The organism is Guyparkeria halopsychrophila (assembly GCF_044582135.1).
Taxonomy (GTDB): Bacteria; Pseudomonadota; Gammaproteobacteria; order Halothiobacillales; family Halothiobacillaceae; genus Guyparkeria.
The window spans coordinates 66,935-87,759 of record NZ_JBDODP010000004.1; the positions used below are offsets into that span (position 1 = coordinate 66,935).

19 protein-coding genes are annotated in these 20,825 nt (G+C 65.7%); 11 read left to right on the forward strand and 8 right to left on the reverse strand.

Annotated features, from left to right (window positions below):
- Positions 1-31: 31 nt before the first annotated feature.
- From ABGV18_RS03055 to ABGV18_RS03090, 8 genes are all read right to left on the reverse strand, one after another.
- Positions 32-868 carry a symmetrical bis(5'-nucleosyl)-tetraphosphatase gene (locus ABGV18_RS03055; RefSeq protein ID WP_396584768.1) on the reverse strand — a complete coding sequence of 279 codons (837 nt, stop codon included), beginning with the start codon at positions 866-868 and terminating at the stop codon, positions 32-34.
- Positions 869-980: 112 nt separating this feature from the next.
- Positions 981-1,382 (reverse strand): Co2+/Mg2+ efflux protein ApaG, encoded by a 402-nt coding sequence (gene apaG / locus ABGV18_RS03060; RefSeq protein WP_396584769.1) that lies wholly within the window; start codon positions 1,380-1,382, stop codon positions 981-983.
- Entirely contained in the window at positions 1,379-2,101 is a 723-nt protein-coding gene (gene pgl / locus ABGV18_RS03065) for a 6-phosphogluconolactonase (protein ID WP_396584770.1), read from the reverse strand. The genes apaG and pgl overlap by 4 nt, the downstream gene beginning before the upstream one ends.
- Positions 2,102-2,192: 91 nt before the next feature.
- Complete coding sequence (rsmA, locus tag ABGV18_RS03070) at positions 2,193-3,026, reverse strand: 16S rRNA (adenine(1518)-N(6)/adenine(1519)-N(6))-dimethyltransferase RsmA (protein ID WP_396584771.1); 834 nt, start codon at positions 3,024-3,026, stop codon at positions 2,193-2,195.
- 2 nt (positions 3,027-3,028) lie between these two features.
- Positions 3,029-4,021: a 4-hydroxythreonine-4-phosphate dehydrogenase PdxA gene (pdxA, locus tag ABGV18_RS03075; protein WP_396584772.1), complete on the reverse strand. Its 993-nt coding sequence runs from the start codon at positions 4,019-4,021 to the stop codon at positions 3,029-3,031.
- On the reverse strand, positions 3,984-5,402 hold the full coding sequence (locus ABGV18_RS03080; RefSeq protein ID WP_396584773.1) for a peptidylprolyl isomerase: 1,419 nt from the start codon (positions 5,400-5,402) through the stop codon (positions 3,984-3,986). Before ABGV18_RS03080 ends, pdxA begins: the two co-directional genes overlap by 38 nt.
- Before the next feature lie 160 nt (positions 5,403-5,562).
- Positions 5,563-7,899, reverse strand: coding sequence for an LPS assembly protein LptD (locus ABGV18_RS03085; protein ID WP_396584774.1), 2,337 nt, complete (start codon positions 7,897-7,899; stop codon positions 5,563-5,565).
- A 9-nt stretch (positions 7,900-7,908) separates the two neighbouring features.
- Positions 7,909-8,574: an adenylate kinase gene (locus tag ABGV18_RS03090; protein WP_396584775.1), complete on the reverse strand. Its 666-nt coding sequence runs from the start codon at positions 8,572-8,574 to the stop codon at positions 7,909-7,911.
- Positions 8,575-8,943: 369 nt separating this feature from the next.
- Between ABGV18_RS03090 and ppa the strand changes: the two genes are divergently transcribed.
- The 11 genes from ppa to ABGV18_RS03145 all read left to right on the forward strand — a co-directional run bounded on the left by ppa (position 8,944) and on the right by ABGV18_RS03145 (position 20,700).
- A complete protein-coding gene (gene ppa / locus ABGV18_RS03095; RefSeq protein ID WP_396584776.1) occupies positions 8,944-9,474 on the forward strand; it encodes an inorganic diphosphatase in 531 nt (176 codons plus the stop codon).
- 229 nt (positions 9,475-9,703) lie between these two features.
- Positions 9,704-11,542 (forward strand): penicillin-binding protein 2, encoded by a 1,839-nt coding sequence (mrdA, locus tag ABGV18_RS03100; RefSeq protein ID WP_396584777.1) that lies wholly within the window; start codon positions 9,704-9,706, stop codon positions 11,540-11,542.
- A gap of 4 nt (positions 11,543-11,546) precedes the next feature.
- Entirely contained in the window at positions 11,547-12,686 is a 1,140-nt protein-coding gene (gene rodA, locus ABGV18_RS03105) for a rod shape-determining protein RodA (protein WP_396584778.1), read from the forward strand.
- Positions 12,686-13,738 carry a lytic murein transglycosylase B gene (gene mltB, locus ABGV18_RS03110; protein WP_396584779.1) on the forward strand — a complete coding sequence of 351 codons (1,053 nt, stop codon included), beginning with the start codon at positions 12,686-12,688 and terminating at the stop codon, positions 13,736-13,738. Before rodA ends, mltB begins: the two co-directional genes overlap by 1 nt.
- A 31-nt stretch (positions 13,739-13,769) precedes the next feature.
- Positions 13,770-14,579 carry a septal ring lytic transglycosylase RlpA family protein gene (locus ABGV18_RS03115; protein ID WP_396584780.1) on the forward strand — a complete coding sequence of 270 codons (810 nt, stop codon included), beginning with the start codon at positions 13,770-13,772 and terminating at the stop codon, positions 14,577-14,579.
- Entirely contained in the window at positions 14,576-15,748 is a 1,173-nt protein-coding gene (locus ABGV18_RS03120) for a D-alanyl-D-alanine carboxypeptidase family protein (RefSeq protein ID WP_396581862.1), read from the forward strand. The genes ABGV18_RS03115 and ABGV18_RS03120 overlap by 4 nt, the downstream gene beginning before the upstream one ends.
- Positions 15,748-16,620: an aminotransferase class IV gene (locus ABGV18_RS03125; RefSeq protein WP_396581861.1), complete on the forward strand. Its 873-nt coding sequence runs from the start codon at positions 15,748-15,750 to the stop codon at positions 16,618-16,620. The genes ABGV18_RS03120 and ABGV18_RS03125 overlap by 1 nt, the downstream gene beginning before the upstream one ends.
- A complete protein-coding gene (locus ABGV18_RS03130) occupies positions 16,617-16,988 on the forward strand; it encodes a YbeD family protein (protein WP_396581860.1) in 372 nt (123 codons plus the stop codon). The genes ABGV18_RS03125 and ABGV18_RS03130 overlap by 4 nt, the downstream gene beginning before the upstream one ends.
- Before the next feature lie 397 nt (positions 16,989-17,385).
- On the forward strand, positions 17,386-18,006 hold the full coding sequence (gene lipB, locus ABGV18_RS03135; RefSeq protein WP_396581859.1) for a lipoyl(octanoyl) transferase LipB: 621 nt from the start codon (positions 17,386-17,388) through the stop codon (positions 18,004-18,006).
- 223 nt (positions 18,007-18,229) lie between these two features.
- Complete coding sequence (lipA, locus tag ABGV18_RS03140; protein WP_396581858.1) at positions 18,230-19,216, forward strand: lipoyl synthase; 987 nt, start codon at positions 18,230-18,232, stop codon at positions 19,214-19,216.
- Positions 19,217-19,584: 368 nt separating this feature from the next.
- On the forward strand, positions 19,585-20,700 hold the full coding sequence (locus tag ABGV18_RS03145) for a porin (protein WP_396584781.1): 1,116 nt from the start codon (positions 19,585-19,587) through the stop codon (positions 20,698-20,700).
- Positions 20,701-20,825: the final 125 nt, after the last annotated feature.

Consider the following 20,825-nt stretch of genomic DNA (forward strand, 5'->3'; position numbering starts at 1 on the left):
GGCTCCGGGGCATGACAGGGGATCCGCCGGTTCACTTGGCGCCCTTCGGCTTCTGGGCGCCCGGGCAATCGATGGCGAACAGGGCCTCGTCTTCCAGGCGCAGAGCGGTCAGCTGGTGGCCCCAGAGGCAGCCCTGGTCGATGTCCCAGGTGTTGGCCCGTGCTCTGGCCGGTCCCAGCGACGACCAGTGCCCGAACACGATGCGTTGGTCGGCCATGGCCCGCTCCGGCATGGCAAACCACGGTGTCAGGGCCGGATCGGCATCGGCCGGGGGGCGTTTCTCGGCGAAATCCAGCCGGCCGTCGGCCTGGCAGTAGCGCATGCGGGTGAACACGTTGATCGCGAATCGCTGCCGGTCGATCGGGGTGGGGTTGCCGTCCGGGTGATCGCTCTGGTTGCCGAAGATCTCGCCGAAGAACGCCACCGGCTCGGTCGTTCGCATGGCCGTCTCGGTCTCCCGGGCGGCGGTCTGGGCCGTCTCCAGGTCCCAGGCGGGGTGGATGCCGGCGTGCACCAGGGTCCAGTCGAGGGTCGGGTCGTGGTGCAGCAGGGGGCGGCGGCGCAGCCAGTCGATCAGTTCGTCGCCGTCCTCGGCGGTCAGGATCGGTTCGAGCGTGTCGCGGCCACGGGCCACCCGCGTGCCGAAATAACATCCCAGCAGGTGGATGTCGTGATTGCCCAGCACGGTAATGGCACGTTCGCCGAGGTCGCGGACGAATCGCAACGCCTCGAGCGACTGCGGGCCGCGATTGACGAGATCGCCGACGAACCAGAGTCGATCGGCCGCCGGGTCGAATTGGATCTGTTCCAGCAGCGCCTCGAGCGGGTCGAGGCAGCCTTGAAGGTCGCCGATTGCATACGTGGCCATGAAGCGGGCAGATTCCGTCGTGTGAAATGGGCAAAACGCGAATCCTAGCACCCGAGCTGGGCCTCGGGGCGTTCGCCGAGCTGGTCGGCCGAGTCGCCAGCGCGGCGGGATGCTACTGGATACTGCGGAAGGCCGCCGGGGCAAACAGGTCAAACGTGGGGATGGTCACGCGGAAGGCGTCGCCCTCGTTGCTGACAAAGCCGTAGTCGCCCCACATCCGGCCCGCGGCCGACTCGATCACCGCGCCGGAGCGGTAGGAAAAGCGCTCGCCAGGGAGAATGCGCGGTTGTTCGCCGACCACGCCCTCGCCGCGAACCTCCTTGAGGCAGCCATTGCCATGATCGATCATCCAGTGGCGGTCGGTCAGGGTGATCGGCAGGTCGCTGCCGTTCTCGATCACGATCTCGTAGCCGAAGGCGAAGCGTTGGGCAGCCGTCTCGCTGTGCTCGGGCACGAATACCGCGCGCGGAAGAATGCGGATCGATTCGGCGATGGGGGCGGCGGTCACCGTCATGGCGTGCCTATTGCGTTATGGTCGACGAACCAATGGGTCGGTCGCTTGGCCGCCAGTCGCTCGGCCGGAAGTTCGGTGCGCCCCTCGCGAACGCGTGCGAGCGCCTCAAGCTTGTCTTCGCCCAGCACTAGGAAGACCACGTCGCGGGCGGTCTCGAATACCGGGAAGGTCAGCGTCAGGCGATGGCCGTGAAGCTTGGCCACCGGGTTGACCACCACCAGGCGCTTGCGTTCTCCAAGTGCCGGCGTATCGGGGAACAACGAGGCGAAGTGGCCGTCGCTGCCCATCCCCAGCAGGGTGACGTCGAAGCGGGGCACCTTGCCCGCGGTCCATTGTCGCAGGGCCATTTCGTAGGCGTCTGCGTCCCGCTCGGGATCGCGTTGCTGATCCGAGATCATCGGGAAGGTGCGGTGCGGCTGGATGCCCAACGGTTCGAACAGGGAGAGCCGCGCCATGCGGAAATTGCTGTCGGGATGGTCCAGCGGCACGTTGCGCTCGTCACCAAAGTAGAACTCCACCGCTTGCCAATCGAGCGCGTCGCGGTAGCGGCTGGCAAGCAACTGGTAGAGCCGCCGTGGCGTACCCCCGCCGGCCAGCGCGATCCGGGCGACGCCTCGCGCCCGCACCGCTGTGGCCAGCCGCTCGACCAGGAATTCGGCGCAGGCGGAAAAGACGTCTTCGGCGCGGGGGTGGGCATGTATGTCGGCGGTGGCGGACATGGCCGTGTGATTCCTGCGGTAAGTGAAGAAGGACGTGGTGCTGTTGGACACCATTCTGACCACAAGTTGCCCGGATGCCGGTGGCTTGTGGTCAGCGACTCGGGTCGAGCCGCCGGGCGAGCGTCAGGAACGCGGGGATATCCAGTGCCTGAGCGCGTAGCGACGGGTCAATACCCGAGGCCTCAATTGTTGACGCTGGCATCAGGGGTTTCAAGTTGTTGCGCAGGGTCTTGCGGCGCTGGGCGAAGGCCGCCGTGACCAGGCGCTCGAAACGCGCCTGATCGGCGGGCGGAACCAGCGGCTCGGACCGAGGCGTGATGCGGAGCACGCTGGAGTCCACCTTCGGCGGCGGGTTGAAGGCCTCGGGCGGCACGTCGAACAGGTGCTCGACCTCGGCGTGCATGGCCGTCAGCACGCTCAATCGCCCGTAGGCCGAATCGCCGGCCGAGGCGGCCAGTCGGGTGCCGACTTCGCGCTGCACCATGAACACCATCTCGCCGATCTGTTCGCGCTGGGCCAACAGCCGGGTGATCAGGGCCGTGGCAATGTTGTAGGGCAGATTGCCCACCAGCGTCAGCGGGGGAGTGAGCCCGTGGGCCTCGGCCAGCGCGGCCAGGTCCAGTCGCAGGGCATCCTGGGGCACCAGTTCGACCTGTCGGCCAACGCCCTCGGCGTCGAGCTTGACGCGCAGGTGCCGGATGACGTCACGGTCGAATTCGATCGCGATCACGCGATTGCCGCGCTGGGCCAGCGGCACCGTGAGCGCCCCCAACCCCGGCCCGATCTCGATAACCGGTCCGGCGACCGGGGTGGCGCCGAGAATACGGTCGATCACGCCGTAATCGACCAGGAAGTTCTGGCCGAAGCGCTTGCGTGCCCGATGGCCGTCCTGGATGCCCTTGGTCTGCTTGCCCGCTGCCGCCATGATCAGGCCGCTGCCCGCTGGGTGATCTCGGCGGCCAGTGCGATCGCCGCGGCCAGCGAGCCGTGCTCGGCGCGCCCGGTGCCGGCCAGATCCAGGGCCGTGCCGTGGTCGACCGAGGTGCGGACGATCGGCAGGCCGAGGGTGACGTTCACCGCCCGGCCGAAGCCGGCGTACTTGAGCACCGGCAGGCCCTGGTCGTGGTACATCGCCAGCACGGCGTCGGCACCATCGAGGTGACGCGGCGTGAACAGGGTGTCGGCCGGCAGGGGGCCGATGGCCTGAATGCCACGCTCGCGCATGGCTTCCAGTGTCGGGCCGATCACGCGGATTTCCTCGTCACCCAGGTGCCCGGATTCGCCGGCGTGCGGGTTGAGCCCCGCGACGAGAATGCGCGGTTGCGGCTTGCCCAGCCAGTCGACCAGTGCGGCATGCAGGGTTTCGAGCACCGTGGTCAGGCCCTCGCCGGTGATCGCGCCCGGCACCTTGGCCAGCGGCAGGTGGGTGGTCGCCAGCGCCACGCGCAGGGTATCGGCCACCAGCATCATTACCGGGGTGCCGCCCACCCGTTGGGCGAGGTATTCAGTGTGGCCGGTGAAGGGAATGCCGGCATCGTTGATCACGCCCTTGTGCAGCGGGGCGGTGACCATCGCGGCGTAGCGGCCATCACGGCAGCCGTCGGCGGCGTGATCGAGCATGGCCAGCACGTGGCGGGCATTGCCCGGGTCGAGTCTGCCGGCTGTGACCGGGCGCGGCGCGGGCAGGTGCTGGAAGCGAAAGCCGGGTTCGGTTGACGGCGACTCGCCGGCTGGTGCCCAGTCGAAAGGCAGACCCAGCGAGTCGGCGCGCGCCGCGAACACGTCCCGGTCGCCGAGGACGACCAGTTCGCCCGGCGGCGTGAAGGTCGGATCGGCGGCGAGGGAGAGCAGCAGGTCCGGGCCGATGCCGGCCGGCTCGCCGCTACTGACGACCAAGCGCACGCTGGCCACTGGCGTCATTGACGGTGTCGGTCAGCCGGTTCTCGATATACGCCTCGGAGCGCAGGCGACGGATGTATTTGGTCAGCTCCTCGTCGGCACGACGCTCGCCGATGGCGTTGCGTGCCTGCTCGCGCAGATCGTCGCCGGAGACTTCCCTTTGGCGCTGGTCGTTGACCCGCAGGAAGTGGAAACCGAACTGGCTCTCGAACACCGGGCTCAACTGCCCGGTTTCGATCGATTCCAGCGTGCTGGCAAAGGCCGGCACCATGTCGTCGGGGCTCACCCAGCCGAGATCGCCGCCACGCTGGCCTGAGCCCGGATCATCGGAGAACTTGCGCGCGATCGATGCGATCGTGGCCTCGCCGTTGGCCACTTGCGCGCGCAGTTGCTCGGCCAGCTCGCGCGTGGCGGCCGGGTCACGATCCTCACGGGGGCGCAGGAGCACGTGTTCGGCCCGGTACTGCGTCACGGCCGCGGTGCCCGTGGTCGTGCGGGTGTCGCTGACCTTGACGATATGAAAGCCGTTCGGGCTGCGGATGATGTCGCTGATCTCGCCCGCCTCCATGCCCTGAACCACGGGCAGGAACAGCGATGGGATGCGCGCCGGGTCGCGCCAGCCCAGGTCGCCGCCCTCGTCGGCATTCAGTGCATCCGAGCGTTCGGCGGATACGCGGGCGAAATCGGCGCCGTCGACCAGTTCATCGCGAATCTCGCTTGCGCGCGCCGCGCCTTGTTCGATGGCCTCGGGCGAGGCGTTTTCCGGCACGGAGACCAGGATCTGGGCGAGTCGGTATTCGGTCTGCTCGGCCGAACTGCCGGTGCGCTGCTCGATGTAGGCGTCGATATCGCGATCCGAGACGTTGATCTGGCTGTAGACCTCGCGCTTCTGCAGCTCCTCGAGGAGCATCTGATCACGGATGCCGTCGCGGAAGTCGGCCCAGTTCTGACCCTGGCCGACGACGGCGTCGCGCAGCTGGGAGAGATTCATGCCGTTGCGCTGGGCGATGCCGTTGAGTGCCTGGTTGAGGCGGGTGTCATCGATCTGGATGCCGATCCTGTCGGCCCGCTCAAGCATGGTCGCCTCGGTGATCATGCGGTCGAGCACGCGTTCGCCGAGCCGTTGCTGGTCCGCCGGGCTCATGTTGGCCAGATCGATCTGGCCGCCCAATCGGGCCACCTCGGTCTGCAGCTGCTGTTGGGTGATGACGCGGTCCTCGACCACCGCCACGATGCGATCCAGGGGCTGGAATCCGCTCATGCCGGGGTTCTGCTGGCCGGTCGCCTGACCGGTCGCCTGGGCAGCGACCGGGCCGAAGGGCGTGGCGATCAGCAGCAGGGTGGCCAGCACGGCCAGCGGTCGGCGCGCGTGGCGGGGTGTCGGGGCGTGCGGAACAGGCATGGATCTACTCGCGGTTGCGGCGTTGAAAATCAGTGATGATGCCGGGGCGGCGACATCTGGACTCGGGCGATCATAACGCATTCGGCCGGGTGGGGCCGATGGGCACTTGACGGTCCCGCAGAGACGCTATCGACTCGTGCAGGGTTTCCCTAGGGGTCGCCTAGGGGTCAAAGCCCAGGATGTCATCGCGGAACTGGTTGCCACCGATGCCCCCAAGCCCCTTGAGCTCGATCTGGAAGACCACGGCGTTGGAGTACTCGGCGTCATTGCCCAGGTCGGCGCCGACGTTCGGGCGGACGATGTAGCGCTTGAAGGCCAGTCGCGCCGACCAGCAGCAGGACTCGTAGCCCACGCCGAGCAGGGACTGGACCACTTGTTCGGATTCGAAGTCGTAGCCGAGGCGACCGAGCATCGACCAGCGCTGCGAGAGCGGCCAGGCAAAGGAGACATCCCCCTGACGGTAATCATTGTCACCAAGGGTCACGCCCTCGCGGGTGAACCAGGAGACGTTCAGGATGTGATTGTCTTCGCCGCGATAGCCCAGACGGGTCTGCGAGCGGGCGATCAACTCCCGGTCGGTATCGTACTCGGTGGTGAACGAGCCGTTCCAGTTCTGGGTGATGTCGCTGTAGACCTCGGCGAGCACGGTCGAGCCACCGGCTTCCTTGTAGGTGTCCGGCCGGTTGGGTAGCACGGTCTCCGAATCCTCGAAGCGATAGCGCTGGGCGACGCGCAACGACAGCGGCACGGTGCCCTGTTGCGTGTCGATCAGCGACCAGGACAGGCCGTAGGTCAGCGCGTTCTCGTCGGCCACCCGATCGCCGCCGGAGTAGCGGTTGGGGCGGAACAGCTCGCTGAAGCTGAGCGTCGTCGGCCCGGTGTCGAACAGCGGCATGTCGCTCTGGTCGCGATGCGGCACGTAGAGATAGTAGAGCCGCGGTTCGAGCAGGGCGCGGTAACGGCCGGTCTCGCCATAGGCCCGCTCGAAGAACAGGCTGCCGTCCAGGCTGCTGATGGGCACGGTCCGCGTCGCGTTGGTGTCGAACTGACGGTTGGCGTCGCTGGTCCCCGGGGCGGCGTCATCCAGGTGATAGCTGGTGGTGTCGAGCATCACCTCGGGGCGCAATCGATACCAGGTGTCGGAGAACGTCTGGCCGAGACCAATGGCCGCATGGGCCCGGTTGCCGGCGATGCGTTCGCTCGACGGGTGGGCAAAGCGGGTCACATCGGCGCGCACGCTCAGGCCGGGCGCGACGTGCTCGCCCCATTGCCCCAAACCGAAACTGTTGCTGGCGGTCAAGCGCGGCATGATCCGGTACGGGTATTGGTATTCGGCCAGATTCGGGTCAATCGTTTGAAAGCGTTGGGCCAGCAAGCCGAGGTTCCAGCCGCCGCCGGGGCGGGCGTTGATGCGCACGTCGCTGCGCAGGTGGCTGGTGGTCGCCTGGTCCAGGTTGGTGGAGAAATCCTGGAAGAACTGCTCGTCCGAGACGCGGTTGATGTTGACGCGGTAGTCGAGGTCCGGATTGACCCGCCCGTTGCTGTCCAGTCCCAGCGACCAGCGCGAGCCGCCATCGACGCGATCGTCCGGCAGGAAGAAGAAGTCGAGCTGGTCGCGACCCAGATCCTGGCGGCCGAATTGGTGCAGCCAGCGGACCTGCCCGCCCAGGCCCAGGCCCCGCTTGGTGAGCAAAGTCGGGGTGACGGTCGCGTCGAAATTCGGCGCGATGTTCCAGTAATAGGGCTGGGCGTATTCAAAGCCACCCTCGGTGCTGTTGCCGAAGGTCGGATAGAGAAACCCCGACTGGCGACGGTCGTCGATCGGGAAGCTGAGATACGGCGCGTAGAACACCGGCACGCCGCCAGCGCGCAGGGTGGTGTGCCAGGCCTCGCCGCGCCCCGTCTCGCGGTTGAGATTGATTTCGCTGGCCTGGAATTCCCAGTCGCGCTTTTCGGCAGGACAGGTCGAGAACGTGGCCTGTCCGAGCTGGTAGTGCTGCCGGTCCTGCTGGACGATGGTCTCGGCCACGCCGGAGAGGTGCTGGCTCTCCAGCCAGTAATGGGCGCGCTCGAGGCGTCCGGCGTCCGTGTCGAGGTTGAGTTCGCCGCGTTCGCCGCGCACGGCCATATCACCGGTCTGCAGCCAGAGATTGCCTTCGGCGGAGACGTGCGCCTCGGGGCCCTGCCGGTAGATCAGTCGTTCGCCGCGCACGCGCCGTCCGGCCTCATCGACGATGGCATCCCCGGTCAGGGTGACCACGCCGTCGGTGCCGTACTCGGCCCGATCGGCCGAGGCCTTGCCCGGCTCGCCCTCGGCCAATGGCTGGTAGGCAGGGCGTTCCGGGCCAAAGGCCGGGCACAGGCCGTACTCACCGCTATTGGCGGCTTGGGCCGATTGCAGCGGGTGGCTGCCGGCCAGTCCGCCCGCCCCGAGGGTCGCGGCGATGGCGATCGCCAGTGGCCTGGCCGTCGGTTTGCGTGTCTTCCCTGACTCCATGAGTGAGGCTCAGCGCTTGGACGACGGGGCGATCGGATCGAGGATCTCGCGGAAGTCCGCCGCGATCTGTTCGATTTCCCGTTCGCCGTCGATGCGGGCCAGTCGCCCGTCACGTTCGTAGTACTCGACCAGCGGCGCGGTCTGCTCTTGGAAGACCTCCAGCCGTCGGCCCACGGTGTCTTCGTTGTCGTCGTTGCGTTGAACCAGTTCGTGCTCGCAGAGGTTGCACTGATGGTCGGAATCCGGCGGATTGGTGTAACGGTTGAATACCGCGCCGCATTCCTTGCAGGTCATCCGGCCGGTCAGGCGCTTCATCAGCTTGTCGAGCGGCACATCCAGCAGGATGCCGAGCTCCAGCGGGCGCTCGAGACCTTTGAGCATCTCGTCGAGCGCCTCAGCCTGGGCGATGTTGCGCGGAAAGCCGTCGAGGATGAAACCGCGCTGGGTATCCGGCTGGGCCAGGCGCTCGCGGATCATGCCGAGCACGATGTCATCGCTGACCAGTTGGCCCTCGTCCATCGCGGCCTTGGCCTTGAGGCCGAGCTCGGTGCCCTCCGCTACGGCGGCGCGCAGCAGGTCGCCGGTTGAGATCTGCGGGACCTTGTAATGTTCCACCAGGCGTGCCGCCTGTGTGCCCTTGCCCGACCCCGGGGCGCCCAAAAGTACGATTCGCATGGTTTTCCAGAGTTTGATAGCCGTGGATTTTGCCGACCGAATTCGAGACCGGGGCTCCGGTCGACCGGCGAAAAACGGTATCATAACCAAAACGCCGCGGCTTGCGGCGAGATGGCTTTTCTTCACCCAGGAAGGTCTGCACGAATCCGATGCCACTCTGGCCCGGCGAGCCGTTCGTGATGCAAGGCGCGATGTCGCCGGCGTGCCGGTGGCCACGTCAAGACTTCGCAACGCCGAGCACGGACGGTTCGCCGGGCTCCCGAAGGGCGCGCTTTGAGCCGGGCAGATGCAGGGCAACCGTCCGGCCCAAAGCGCGCAGAGCGGTATCGGATTCGTGCAGGCCTTCCCTAACACTCGAGGCTGATCCTTATGGACCTGTCGAAGATCTCCGCCGGCAAGAATCCGCCGGAAGACATCAATGTCGTTATCGAAATCCCGGTGCAGGGCATGCCGGTCAAGTACGAGCTGGACAAGGATTCCGGCGCGCTGATGGTCGATCGTTTCATGGCGACCTCGATGTACTACCCGACCAACTACGGTTTCATCCCGCAGACGCTCTCCGACGATGGCGATCCGGTCGACGTGATGCTGGTCGCGCCCTTGCCGCTGCAGCCGGGTTCGGTGATCCGCGCCCGCCCGGTGGGCATGCTGGAGATGACCGACGAGTCGGGTATCGATGCCAAGATCATCGCCGTGCCGCACGACAAGCTCACCCCGCACTACCACGACGTCAAGAAGGTCGAGGACCTGCCGGGCTTTCTGCTCGAGCAGATCCAGCACTTCTTCGAGCAGTACAAGGCGCTCGAGCCGGGCAAGTGGGTCGAGTGCAAGGGGTTTACGGACAAGGCCGCGGCCTGCAAGGAGATCGAGGACTCGATCGCCCGTCACGAGCAGCAGTAATCCGGTACGAGTCGGGCCACACCGTGTGTCCGAGATCGCCGATGGATGCGGCCGACGGGGATGTGACCCGTTGGCCGCGCCTGGGAAACCCTGTACGAATCGGATATCGCTCTGCGCGCCTTGAGTCCGGCAGGTGCAAGGCGCTCGTCCGATTCGTACAGAGTTTCCCTTGTTTCCCTGATGGCGCCCATTTAATGGCGCCTGTTAACGGCGAGCCCCGAGCAAATCGATGCTAGATCGTCTCCATGATCATGGCCGGGCCCGGCGGGTATTCCGCCTGCGGATCTTGTTCGCCGCCCTGATCTCGCTCGTTGTCGTCCTCACCTTGCTGGGGCGAGCCGCCTGGCTGCAGATTGCCCAGCACGAGCACTACCTCATCAAGGCGGAACAGAACCGCACCCGCGTGGTGGTCGTGGCGCCCGAGCGTGGGCGCATTTTCGATGCCCGGGGCGAGGTGGTGGCCGACAACGTCGCCACCTACCAGGTGCAGATCACCCCTGAGCATAGCCAGGACGTGGCCGCCGAACTCGCGATGCTGGCGGACGTGCTGGGATTGGACGCGCATGCCGTTGAGGCGCTGGAGGAGCGCATCCGGGTGAGCCGCCGCTTTGACCCGGTGCTGGTCAAGGCCGACCTCGACGAGGTCGAGCGGGCACGGATCGCGCGCCTCAAGCCGTGGTTGTCGGGGACCGAGATCGTCTCCAGCCTCAAACGGGTCTACCCCTATCGCGCATTGCTGGCGCATGTGGTCGGTTACGTCGGGCGGATCAACGCCGAGGACGTCAAGCGTCTCGATCCGGATGCCTACCAGGGCACGCAATACATCGGCAAGACCGGCATCGAGCGTCAGTACGAGGATCGCCTGCACGGCGAGCCGGGGTACCGGATGGTCGAGGTCGACGCGCTGGGTCGCGAGGTCAAGGTGCTCGACACGCAACGCCCGGTGCCGGGCAAGGACATCGCCCTGACCGTTGACGTCGGTCTGCAGGGCGTGGCCGCGGCCGCGCTGGGCGAGTACGCCGGCGCCATAGTCGCCCAGGACCCGCGTGACGGGGCGATCCGGGCGATGGTTTCCCGGCCGTCGTTCGACCCCAACCTGTTCGTCGACGGCATCAGCCACAAGGCCTATCGCGAGCTGCTCGAGGACCCGGATCGGCCGCTCTACAACCGCGCGACCCGGGCCACGTATCCGCCGGGCTCGACCATCAAGCCGGTGATGGGGTTGGCCGGCATGGAGTACGGGCTGATTGATCCGGAAGAGCGCTTCTTCGCCGGGCCGCATTACCAGATCCCGGGCAACACGCATCGCTATCGTGACTGGCGCAAGTGGGGTCACGGTTGGGTGGATTTCGAAGAATCCGTGTTTCGCTCGGTCGATGTCTATTACTACGACCTGGCGTACCGAATGGGCATCGACCGCATGCACGCGTTCCTGACCGAGTTCGGCATCGGGCAGAAGACCGGCATCGACCTGCCGGGCGAATCGGCCGGCCTGATGCCTTCACGGGATTGGAAGCAGCGGGTCAAGCAGCAGGTGTGGTTCCCCGGCGAGACCGTGATCGCGGGCATCGGTCAGGGCTACATGCTATCCACGATATTGCAGCTGGCCGACATGACATCCATCCTCGCCACGTCCGGCGTGCGTCACGTGCCGTGGCTGGTCGCCGCTGATCGCCAGCCGCAACCGCGCCTGGAGCTCTCGAGCGACGATTACTGGCAGCGGGCCCGCGGCGCGATGCGTGCCGTGGTCGGTCACGACCGCGGCACGGCGCACAAGATCGAGGCCCCTTATCCGATCGCGGGCAAGACGGGCACGGCCCAGGTGTTCTCGGTCGGCCAGGACGAGGAATACGATGCCGAGGAGCTTGCGCATCGCCTGCACGATCACGCGCTGTTCGTCGGGTTCGCCCCCTACGATGACCCCAAACTCTCGGTGGCCGTCCTCGCCGAGCACGGTGGCAGTGGGTCGGGGACCGCCGCGCCGATCGCTCGACAGGTAATGGACTTCTGGTTCGGTGTCGAGCCGGACGCCGAGGTCCAGCCCGAATTTTCCGAGCACGGGGACTGAATCCATGGTCAGTGATCGTCTGCAACCGGTACGACTGGGCGACCGACTTGGCGCCACGCTGCGCTCGGTGTTCCAGCTCGACCCGATCCTGCTGTTCTTCGTCGCCCTGATCGCCATGATCGGCGTGGTGGCGGGCTATTCGGCCGCCGAGCAGAGCGAAGCCTGGGTCGAGCGCAGCATCGTGCGCCTCGGGCTGGGGTTCGGCCTGATGTTGCTCATCGCCCAGATCCCGCAGCGCTGGTTCTTCGTCGTCGCGCCATGGCTGTTTGCCGTCGTGGTGCTGATGCTGGTGGCGGTCTGGCTGGTCGGCGACATGGGCGGCGGCGCGCGACGCTGGCTCGATCTCGGCGTGATCCGCTTTCAGCCGGCCGAGTTGATGAAAGTGGCAATGCCGATGATGATCGCCTGGTTTCTCGCCCGGCGACCCGTGCCGCCGCGGCCGCTGGATGTGTTGGTGGCGATGCTGGCGGTGGGGATTCCCACCATCCTGATCGCCGGCCAGCCGGATCTGGGGTCGGCGTTGCTGATCATGGCCTCGGGCCTGTTCGTGCTCTTCTTTGCCGGGTTGTCCTGGTGGTACATCGGCGGCTTTGTGGCGCTGGCGGCTGCCGCCATGCCGGTGATGTGGTTCTTCGTCATGCATGCCTACCAGAAGGAACGCGTGCTGACCCTGATCGATCCGACCAACGACCCGCTGGGTGCCGGCTATCACACCATCCAGTCGATGATCGCGATCGGCTCGGGTGGCATCTGGGGCAAGGGCTGGCTGCAGGGAACCCAGTCCCATCTCGATTTCCTGCCCGAGGGCACCACGGACTTCATCCTGGCGGTCTACGCCGAGGAGTTCGGCCTGGTGGGGCTGCTGGTGTTGTTCCTGCTGTATCTCGCGGTCATCTGGCGCGGGTTGTGGATCGCCGAGCACGCCGAGTCGGTCGAAGGCCGCCTGCTGGCGGCCTCGATCTCGATGACCTTCATGGTCTATGTGTTGGTCAATGCCGGTATGGTGCTTGGGCTCCTGCCGGTGGTCGGTGCGCCGCTGCCGTTGATGAGCTACGGCGGCACCGCGCTGGTGACCATCATGGTGGGTTTGGGTATGCTGATGAGCATTCGCACACAACGCAGTTTTCTGGGGCACGATCGCTAATGACACACGCTTGGGCACGGTCTTTCCATGGAGCGCTGCTCGGCGCTTCTCTTGTTGCCGGTTCCGTTGTGGCGGGGGGCGCGCAGGCCGGCGACTACCTTGACCGCGAGGAGGTGCAGGCCTTCGTCGATCAGGCGGTCGACGAGACCGGGGTGTCGCGTGCGCAGGTCGAGGCCTGGTTGGGTTCGGCCGAGTACCAGCAGACGATCATCGATGCGATCACCCGCCCGGCGGAATCCAAGACCTGGGGCGAATACCGCCCCATCTTCATCACCGACAAGCGCATCGAGCGCGGCGTCGACTTCATGCAGGAACACGGTGAGCTGCTCGACGAGGTCGCGGCAGGCTACGGTGTCTCGCCCTACGTGATCACCGCCATCATCGGCGTAGAAACCTACTACGGGCGCATCACCGGCGGGTACCGCGTGATCGACGCGCTGGCGACGCTGGGGTTTGATTACCCGCGACGCGCGGAATTCTTCCGCGGCCAGCTGGTCGACTTCATCCGGTTGGCCGGCGAGGAAGGCATCTCCATGGACAAGGCCGAGGGCAGCTATGCCGGCGCGATGGGCTTGCCGCAGTTCATTCCCTCGAGTTACCGGCATTACGCGGTCGACGGCGATGGCGATGGCAGCCGCGACCTGTGGGACAGCCACCACGACGTCTTCGCCAGTGTGGCCAACTACTTCGTCGAGCATGGCTGGGGGCAGGGCGAGCCGGTGATGTTCGAGGTCGATATTAACGACGCCGAGGTCGATGACCTGCTCAACCGGGCGCGTGATCTCTCGCCGAAGACCACGCTGGCCGAGCTGCGCGAGCGGGGCGTGACCGTGCCGGATGACGCGCCGGTGCCCGACGATTTCGAGGTGATGCTGTTCACCCTCACCGATGGTGACGAGGTCGCCTATCAGGTTGGGCTGAACAACTTCTATGTCATCACCCGGTACAATCACAGTGTGCTCTACGCCACGGCCGTCTGGCAGCTTGCCCAGGCCATTGAAGGGGCGATCGAAGAGACGAATGCAGGGGCGGTCGATCATCTGCAAGAGTGAGGTAACCGCCATGACGGGGCAGCGGTTTTCCATGGCGGGATTTTCGTGGGCGGCGATCGCCGTGTCGCTACTCGCCCTGCTGCTGGCCGGTTGTGCCAGCGGCCCGTCGCCGGACCGGGTCGCGACCCGCGATGCCGTGCCACGCGACGAGCCCTATTTGACCCGCGGCAATCCCGACAACTACGACGTGCTGGGCAAGCGCTACACGGTGTTGGCCAGCAACTCCGGGTTTCGTCAGCGCGGGATGGCCTCCTGGTACGGCACGAAGTTCCACGGGCGACCGACCTCGTCGGGCGAGCCTTACGACATGTACGAGATGACCGCGGCGCACAAATCGCTGCGCCTGCCGACCTATGTCCGGGTGACCAATCTCGACAACGGCAAGAGCGTGGTGGTGCGGGTCAATGATCGCGGTCCGTTCGTCGAGGGTCGGATCATCGACCTGTCGTATGCCGCGGCGCACAAGATCGAGATGACCGGCAAGGGCACCGTGCCGGTCGAGATCGAGGTGGTCGGGTCGGAGGAAACCCGCACCGCCGTCCGGACATCCTCGTCGGCACGGAAACCGGGTAGATCACGGAACCTCCGCGCCGGTTTGATGCCCAACGCCCGCTGGGGCGAGAACGTCTTCCTCCAGATTGGCGCCTTCCGCGAGGCGGACAATGCCGAGGCGATCGGTGCGCGTTTGCGGCGCGCCGGACTCCCGGCGGTCAGTCAGTCGAATGGTGGCTGGACCCGTGTGCGGGTCGGGCCGCTTGCCTCGGCCGACGAGTTCGATGCGGTGCGCGGTCGCCTGCGTGACCTCGGCTTTCAAGAAACAACGATGGTGGTTAACAAATGATCAATGCCTTGTCCGCGACATGGCGACGCGGCCGACTTGCCGGCCTGCTGACGGCGACCCTGCTTTCCCTGCTGGCGACGGCGACTTATGCCGCCCTGCCCACGCCGGGGGCGCCCGACCTGTCGGCGCGTTCCTACGTGTTACTCGACTACGCCACCGAGCAGGTGATCGTCGAGCGTGATGCCGATCGGCCGGTGCCGCCGGCGAGCATCACCAAGCTGATGACCGCCTATCTCGCCTTCGAGGCGCTCAAGAACGGCGATATCTCGTTGGACGACCAGGTAACCGTGAGCGAAAAGGCGTGGCGCATGGGCGGCTCGCGCATGTTCATCGAGGTGGGCAAGCAGGTATCCATCAAGGAATTGCTGCAGGGCATGATCGTGCAATCGGGCAATGATGCCGCCACCGCGCTGGCCGAGCACATCGGCGGTAACGAAGCGTCGTTCGTCGCACAAATGAATTCGACGGCCGAGCGCCTGGGCATGGCCGAGACGCATTTCGAGAACCCCACCGGCTGGCCGGCCGAGGGCCACATGATGTCCGCGCGCGACATCGCGACCCTGCTCTCGCGCCTGATCCACCAATACCCGGATCTCTACCAGTACTTCCGCCAGAAGTCCTTTACCTTTAACGGCATCAAGCAGTACAACCGCGAGAAGCTGTTGTTCCGCAACGAATGGGTCGACGGCGGCAAGACCGGTCACACCGAGGCGGCGGGCTACTGCCTGGCCACGTCCGGTGCCCGCGACGGCATGCGGCTGATCGCGGTAGTGCTGGGTACCGACAGTGACCAGGCACGCAACAACCAGGCCGAGGCGCTGCTCAACTACGGCTTTAGGCACTTCGAGACCGTCGACGTGCGCTCGGGCGGCGAAACGCTGGCCAGTCCGCGCGTCTACAAGGGTGAGACGGACGAGACGCCGGTGGGTCTTCGCCAGGACCTGTCCGTGCTGGTGCCGAAAAACCAGCGCGACGAGCTGGCCATCAGCCTCAAGCTCGATGGCGAGTTGGTCGCGCCCCTGCGCGAAGGCGACGCCGTCGGCTCGTTGGTGGTGCGCCTCGGCGAGCAGTCCATTGTCGAGCGGCCGGTGGTGGCGTTGGCGGACAACCCCGAGGGCGGCATCGTCAAGCGCGCCACCGACAGCTTCTGGCTCTGGTGGGACGACTGATGACCAACCAGCCACGGCCGGTCTATCTCAACGGCGAGTGGTGCGATGCCGAGACGGCCCGCGTGTCGGTATTCGATCGTGGCTACCTGTTCGGCGATGGCGTCTACGAGGTGATCCCCGCCTTTGCCGGCCGGCTGTTCGGCTTGGACGAGCACATGGCCCGCCTGTCGCGCAGCCTCGCGGCGATCGGCATCCCTGAGCCGCTGGGGCGAGACGAGTGGCAGGCGATCTTCGACCGGCTGCTTGCCGGGATCGACGCCCCCGACGCGGCCATCTACCTGCAGGTAACCCGCGGCGCGCCGGCAAAACGCGACCATGCCTGGCCGGGCGATGATGTGCCCGCGGGCGTGATGGCGACCGTCTCGCCCATCGGTTCGATTGCTGGTGGCGCATGCGTGATCACCGTGCCCGATGCGCGTTGGGCGCGTTGCGACATCAAGAGCATCAACCTCCTGCCCAACACCATGGCCCGACAGCAGGCTGTCGAGAAGGATTGCGACGAGGCGGTACTGGTGCGCGATGGGCTGGTGATGGAAGGCGCGGCGACCAACCTGTTCGCCGTGATCGGCGGTCGGCTGGTGACCGCGCCGACCGGGCCGCGCATCCTCGCCGGCATCACCCGCGGGCTGTTGCTCGACCTGGTGCGCCGCGAGGGGGTGATCGAGGTCGAGGAATCCTTTGTCACCATCAGTGCCCTGCGCGAGGCCGACGAGGTGTTTCTCACCAGCTCGACCAAGGATCTCTGGCCGGTGGTCGAGGTCGACGGTCGGCCGGTCGGGGCGGGCGCGCACGCCGGCCAAGCCGGTCCGATTACCCGGCAGCTCGATCACCACTTTCAGGCACTCAAACATCCGCAACGGAGTTCCCGATGACCGACGATTCTTCCCCGAACGGGAAAGGCAATGGGCCACTTGACGGGCAGTTGACCTCCTGCGACCCCAACGCCAAGCCCACCTTGGCCGAGGACGAGGCGACGCTCGAGCGCGAGACCCTGATCGACTTTCCCAGCGAGTTTCCGGTCAAGATCATGGGGCCGGCCACCGAAGCGTTTATCAACGACATCAAGCAGGCGGTCGATAGTGTCGTTCCGCGCCTGCCGGACTCGGCCTGGAAAGAACGCGCCAGCGGCAAGGGCAACTTCGTTGGCCTGACCGTCACCTTCACCGCCACCTCCAGACAGCAGATCGACGACGTCTATCGCGCGATCACCGCCCATCCAGACGTGAAGATGTGCCTCTGACGCGAGCTGGGAATGGCTCTGCAGGGTCGGCTTTAGCCGCGAATCTAAGAAAGGGAGTGCCTTGAAGAGGCTGGTAGGGGCGTCTTTAGCCGCGAATCAAGAAGAGGTCAGAGCATAAGGGCAGGCATTGCCACGCCGTGGGAGCGGGCCTCGCCCGCGAAAGCCGCCTCGGCGGCTGTCCTGACGGCAGCGTGGCACACGGCCAACCGGGGCTCGCGCCTGGTGGCGCGATTCGCGGCCAGGGCCCGCTCCCTCAGTGCCCTGAGTCCCTGATCTCCCCCGTTCATTCCGTGCTCCAGACGCCCCGACCAATCGTGTCATTCCGCGAAAGCGGGAATCCCGTGCATCCTTCGATAAGCGCCCATCGCCCCCATCGCCCCCATCGCCATAAAACGCCATGCCGCAACACAACAACCTCCACTGGCTGGGTGAGGGGCGCGACTACCGCGCCACCTGGGCCGCCATGCGGCGCTACACGGCGCGGCGCACCCCCGAGACCCCCGATGCCTTCTGGGCGCTGACCCACCCGCCGGTGTTCACCCAGGGGCTGGCGGGCAAGCCCGAGCACCTGTTGTCGCCCGGTTTCATCCCGGTGGTGCCCAGCGATCGCGGCGGGCAGGTGACCTACCACGGCCCCGGTCAGTTGATGCTCTACACCCTGGTCGACCTCAAACGCGCGGGGTTGGGCCCCCGCGATTGGGTGCATCGTCTCGAGCAGGCGGTGATTGACTGGCTGAGCGAACGTGGTGTGTCGGGAGAGCGCCGTTCGGATGCCCCCGGCGTCTATGTCGAGGGCGCCAAGATCGCCGCACTGGGTCTGAAAATCCGCCAAGGGCGCTGTTATCATGGGCTGTCGTTCAATATCGACATGGACCTGACGCCGTTTGCCCGGATCAACCCCTGTGGTTACCAGGGTCTCGCCGTCACCGACGTGCAACGGGTGCTTGGCGGGGGCGCGACGCACGAGTGTGACCTGCCGGCCATCGCCCACGAACTGGTCGACAACCTGACCCGGTGAGCCCCCGGCCCGATCGCGCCGTAGGAGCGCCTTCAGGCGCGAAACCATCACGACTGTGGATGAACGGCATCGAGCCCGCGAGTCATTCGCGAGGATATGGGGTTCCGTCATCCCCGCGCAGGCGGGAAGCCATCGACGATTGCAGTGACTACCTGCGGCTGACGGTCAAGCACAACCCGGTCCAATCCCAGAACTGCTTCCTCCATCAAGGGAAACGCATTACATGAGCCAATCCCCGGACAACGCCACCGCCCGCCCCGACGGCCCGACCCGCGCGATGCGCTCCTCCGAGAAGGTCTCGCGTATTCCGGTCAAGATCGAGCCGTCGGTCCCGATGCGCAAGCCCAGCTGGATTCGCGCCCGGCCACAGGGCGGGGCGGAGGTCCAGCGCCTCAAGCGCGTGGTCAAGGAGCAGGGCCTCAACACCGTCTGCGAAGAGGCCAACTGCCCCAACCTGGGCGAGTGCTTCGACAACGGTACCGCCACCTTCATGATCCTCGGCGACATCTGCACCCGGCGCTGCCCGTTCTGCGATGTGGCCCACGGCAAGCCGCGCCCGGTCGACCCCGAGGAACCCGCACGCCTGGCCGAGACCGTCCGGGCCATGGGTCTGAAGTACGTGGTGATCACCTCGGTCGACCGCGACGACCTGCGCGACGGCGGCGCGCAACACTTCGCCGATGTGATCCGTGCGTTGCGCGAGGCCAACCCCGAGTTGATCGTCGAGATACTCACCCCCGATTTCCGCGGCCGGGTGGAAAAGGCCATCGACATTCTGGCCGCCGAGCCGCCCGACGTGTTCAACCACAACCTCGAGACCGTGCCCGAGCTCTACCGCGCCGCTCGACCCGGCGCGAGCTACCAGGGCTCGCTCGATCTGCTCGCCGAGATGAAGCGCCGTTGCCCCGACGTGCCGACCAAGTCCGGCCTGATGCTCGGCTTGGGCGAGACCGACGAGCAGTTGCTCAGCGAGTTGCAGGACATGCGCGACCACGGCGTCGACATGCTCACCCTCGGTCAGTATCTACAGCCGTCCGTGCACCACCTGCCGGTCAAGCGCTTCGTCTCCCCCGAGCATTTCGCCGAGCTGGGCCGCCAGGCCGAGGCGCTGGGCTTTACGCATGTTGCCGCCGGACCGATGGTGCGATCGTCCTACCACGCCGACCAGGGCGGGTTCGACGTGCTCAAACAGGCGCGCCAACCTGCCTGAGCCGCTTGGGAGCGGGGCGTGTCACATCCCGTGCGGAGGGGGCAACTCGCCGCTTCGTGTGGGTGGGTCGTGTCGAGTTTCCCCCAATTCGGTGTGGGTTGCCGGCCCTCTCATGAGCCGATCGTTGTAAATATGCGAACAGGCTGGTGGCCCTTCCCGACCAGCGGCCATCGGCGCCACCGTGGCGCGCTGGCGTTTTTGTTGCGCCGCGGTGTTGCAAAAATGTCACAGTCGGGTAGTCATTTTGAAAGAAAAGCCCGGGTTAAGGTTGTGGTGCCGAAGACGTTGGCTAGGATGACCTCATCCCTGAAGGGGAACCCTAGTCAGGGAAACTAGTGAATCTCACAACCACATTGGAGATGGAACCGATGAAAAAGAACATCATTGCAATGGCAGTTGCCGCTGCAGTTGCCGCTCCGGCAGCCGCTATCGCCGACACCACCCTGTACGGCAAGATCCACGCGTCTTACGACGTTTGGGGCGGTGATACCGCTGAAAACAGCGACTACAGCCTGGCCTCCAACTCGTCGCGCATCGGCGTCAAGGGCAAGGAAGCGATTTCCGACAACCTGGCCCTGATCTACCAGTGGGAAACCGGTATCGACTTCGGTGGCAACGGTGACGGCATCGGCGACAAAGTGCGTAACACCTTCGTCGGCTTCACCGGTGGCTGGGGTACCGTCATCGCTGGTCGTCACGACACCCCGATGAAGCGGGTCAGCCGCAAGTACGACCTGTTCGGTGACACCGTTGGCGACTCCCGCGCCATCCTGCGTGGCGGTGCAAACAGCCAGAGCGTCGGTTTCGACGAGCGTATGAACAACGTCGTGGCCTACATGACCCCGAACATGGGCGGCTTCGACGCCACGATCGCCTACATCTCGAACTGGTCGGGCGATGCGGCAAGCAACACGTCGACCAATGGCAGCCCGGACACCAAAAATGGTACCCCCGTGGGTAGCATCAACAACGAATTTGATGCGTTCAGTGCTCGTGCCGGTTACGAGATGGGTGGCTTCATGATCGATGCGGCCTACGAAATCCACAACGCCCAAACCACCACGGTAGGTTTGACCGACGACGAAAGCGCTTACCGCATTGGCGCTGGCTACAAGATGGGTGGCTTCAAGGTCGTCGGCCTGTGGCAGTCGATCAGTGACTTCGGTTTCGACGACGGTAACGATGTCGATTTTTACGGCATGGGCGCTGCGTACAGCTTCGGCAAGAGCACCATCAAGGGCCAGTACTACGTAGCTGACGACGCCGATATTGGCGATTTCAGCCGCGATAGCGCTGCAGACCTGTGGGCCGTCGGTTACGACTACAAGATGAGCAAGCAGACTAATGTCTACGCGGCTTACGGCTCCATGACGTCTGAGAACGGCTCTTACGAGCTGGCCAAGGGCACTGGCCACGGCGAGCGTGCTGCGTTCACCGGCGAAGACAGCAACGCCTTCTCCGTAGGTGTTGTTCACAAGTTCTAATCAATCCTGAGATTGATCGGAATCACAGAGGCGCCTTCGGGCGCCTTTTTTGTTGGTTTCGAGGCCAAGTCGAGACGGGTCACCGCGGTGCACCCGTCCTTTCTTTTGTTGCGTTCGAGCAACAG

Bases quoted from the DNA above. Each gene is read 5' to 3' on its own strand.
- ABGV18_RS03145 (WP_396584781.1), top strand. From the start codon at position 19,585: ATGAAAAAGAACATCATTGCAATGGCAGTTGCCGCTGCAGTTGCCGCT.
- mltB (WP_396584779.1), top strand. From the start codon at position 12,686: ATGACACACGCTTGGGCACGGTCTTTCCATGGAGCGCTGCTCGGCGCT.
- ppa (WP_396584776.1), top strand. From the start codon at position 8,944: ATGGACCTGTCGAAGATCTCCGCCGGCAAGAATCCGCCGGAAGACATC.
- ABGV18_RS03085 (WP_396584774.1), bottom strand. From the start codon at position 7,899: ATGGAGTCAGGGAAGACACGCAAACCGACGGCCAGGCCACTGGCGATC.
- ABGV18_RS03080 (WP_396584773.1), bottom strand. From the start codon at position 5,402: ATGCCTGTTCCGCACGCCCCGACACCCCGCCACGCGCGCCGACCGCTG.
- ABGV18_RS03125 (WP_396581861.1), top strand. From the start codon at position 15,748: ATGACCAACCAGCCACGGCCGGTCTATCTCAACGGCGAGTGGTGCGAT.
- ABGV18_RS03090 (WP_396584775.1), bottom strand. From the start codon at position 8,574: ATGCGAATCGTACTTTTGGGCGCCCCGGGGTCGGGCAAGGGCACACAG.
- apaG (WP_396584769.1), bottom strand. From the start codon at position 1,382: ATGACGGTGACCGCCGCCCCCATCGCCGAATCGATCCGCATTCTTCCG.
- mrdA (WP_396584777.1), top strand. From the start codon at position 9,704: ATGCTAGATCGTCTCCATGATCATGGCCGGGCCCGGCGGGTATTCCGC.
- ABGV18_RS03055 (WP_396584768.1), bottom strand. From the start codon at position 868: ATGGCCACGTATGCAATCGGCGACCTTCAAGGCTGCCTCGACCCGCTC.
- lipA (WP_396581858.1), top strand. From the start codon at position 18,230: ATGAGCCAATCCCCGGACAACGCCACCGCCCGCCCCGACGGCCCGACC.
- pgl (WP_396584770.1), bottom strand. From the start codon at position 2,101: ATGTCCGCCACCGCCGACATACATGCCCACCCCCGCGCCGAAGACGTC.
- pdxA (WP_396584772.1), bottom strand. From the start codon at position 4,021: ATGACGCCAGTGGCCAGCGTGCGCTTGGTCGTCAGTAGCGGCGAGCCG.
- lipB (WP_396581859.1), top strand. From the start codon at position 17,386: ATGCCGCAACACAACAACCTCCACTGGCTGGGTGAGGGGCGCGACTAC.
- ABGV18_RS03130 (WP_396581860.1), top strand. From the start codon at position 16,617: ATGACCGACGATTCTTCCCCGAACGGGAAAGGCAATGGGCCACTTGAC.
- rodA (WP_396584778.1), top strand. From the start codon at position 11,547: ATGGTCAGTGATCGTCTGCAACCGGTACGACTGGGCGACCGACTTGGC.
- ABGV18_RS03115 (WP_396584780.1), top strand. From the start codon at position 13,770: ATGGCGGGATTTTCGTGGGCGGCGATCGCCGTGTCGCTACTCGCCCTG.
- rsmA (WP_396584771.1), bottom strand. From the start codon at position 3,026: ATGGCGGCAGCGGGCAAGCAGACCAAGGGCATCCAGGACGGCCATCGG.
- ABGV18_RS03120 (WP_396581862.1), top strand. From the start codon at position 14,576: ATGATCAATGCCTTGTCCGCGACATGGCGACGCGGCCGACTTGCCGGC.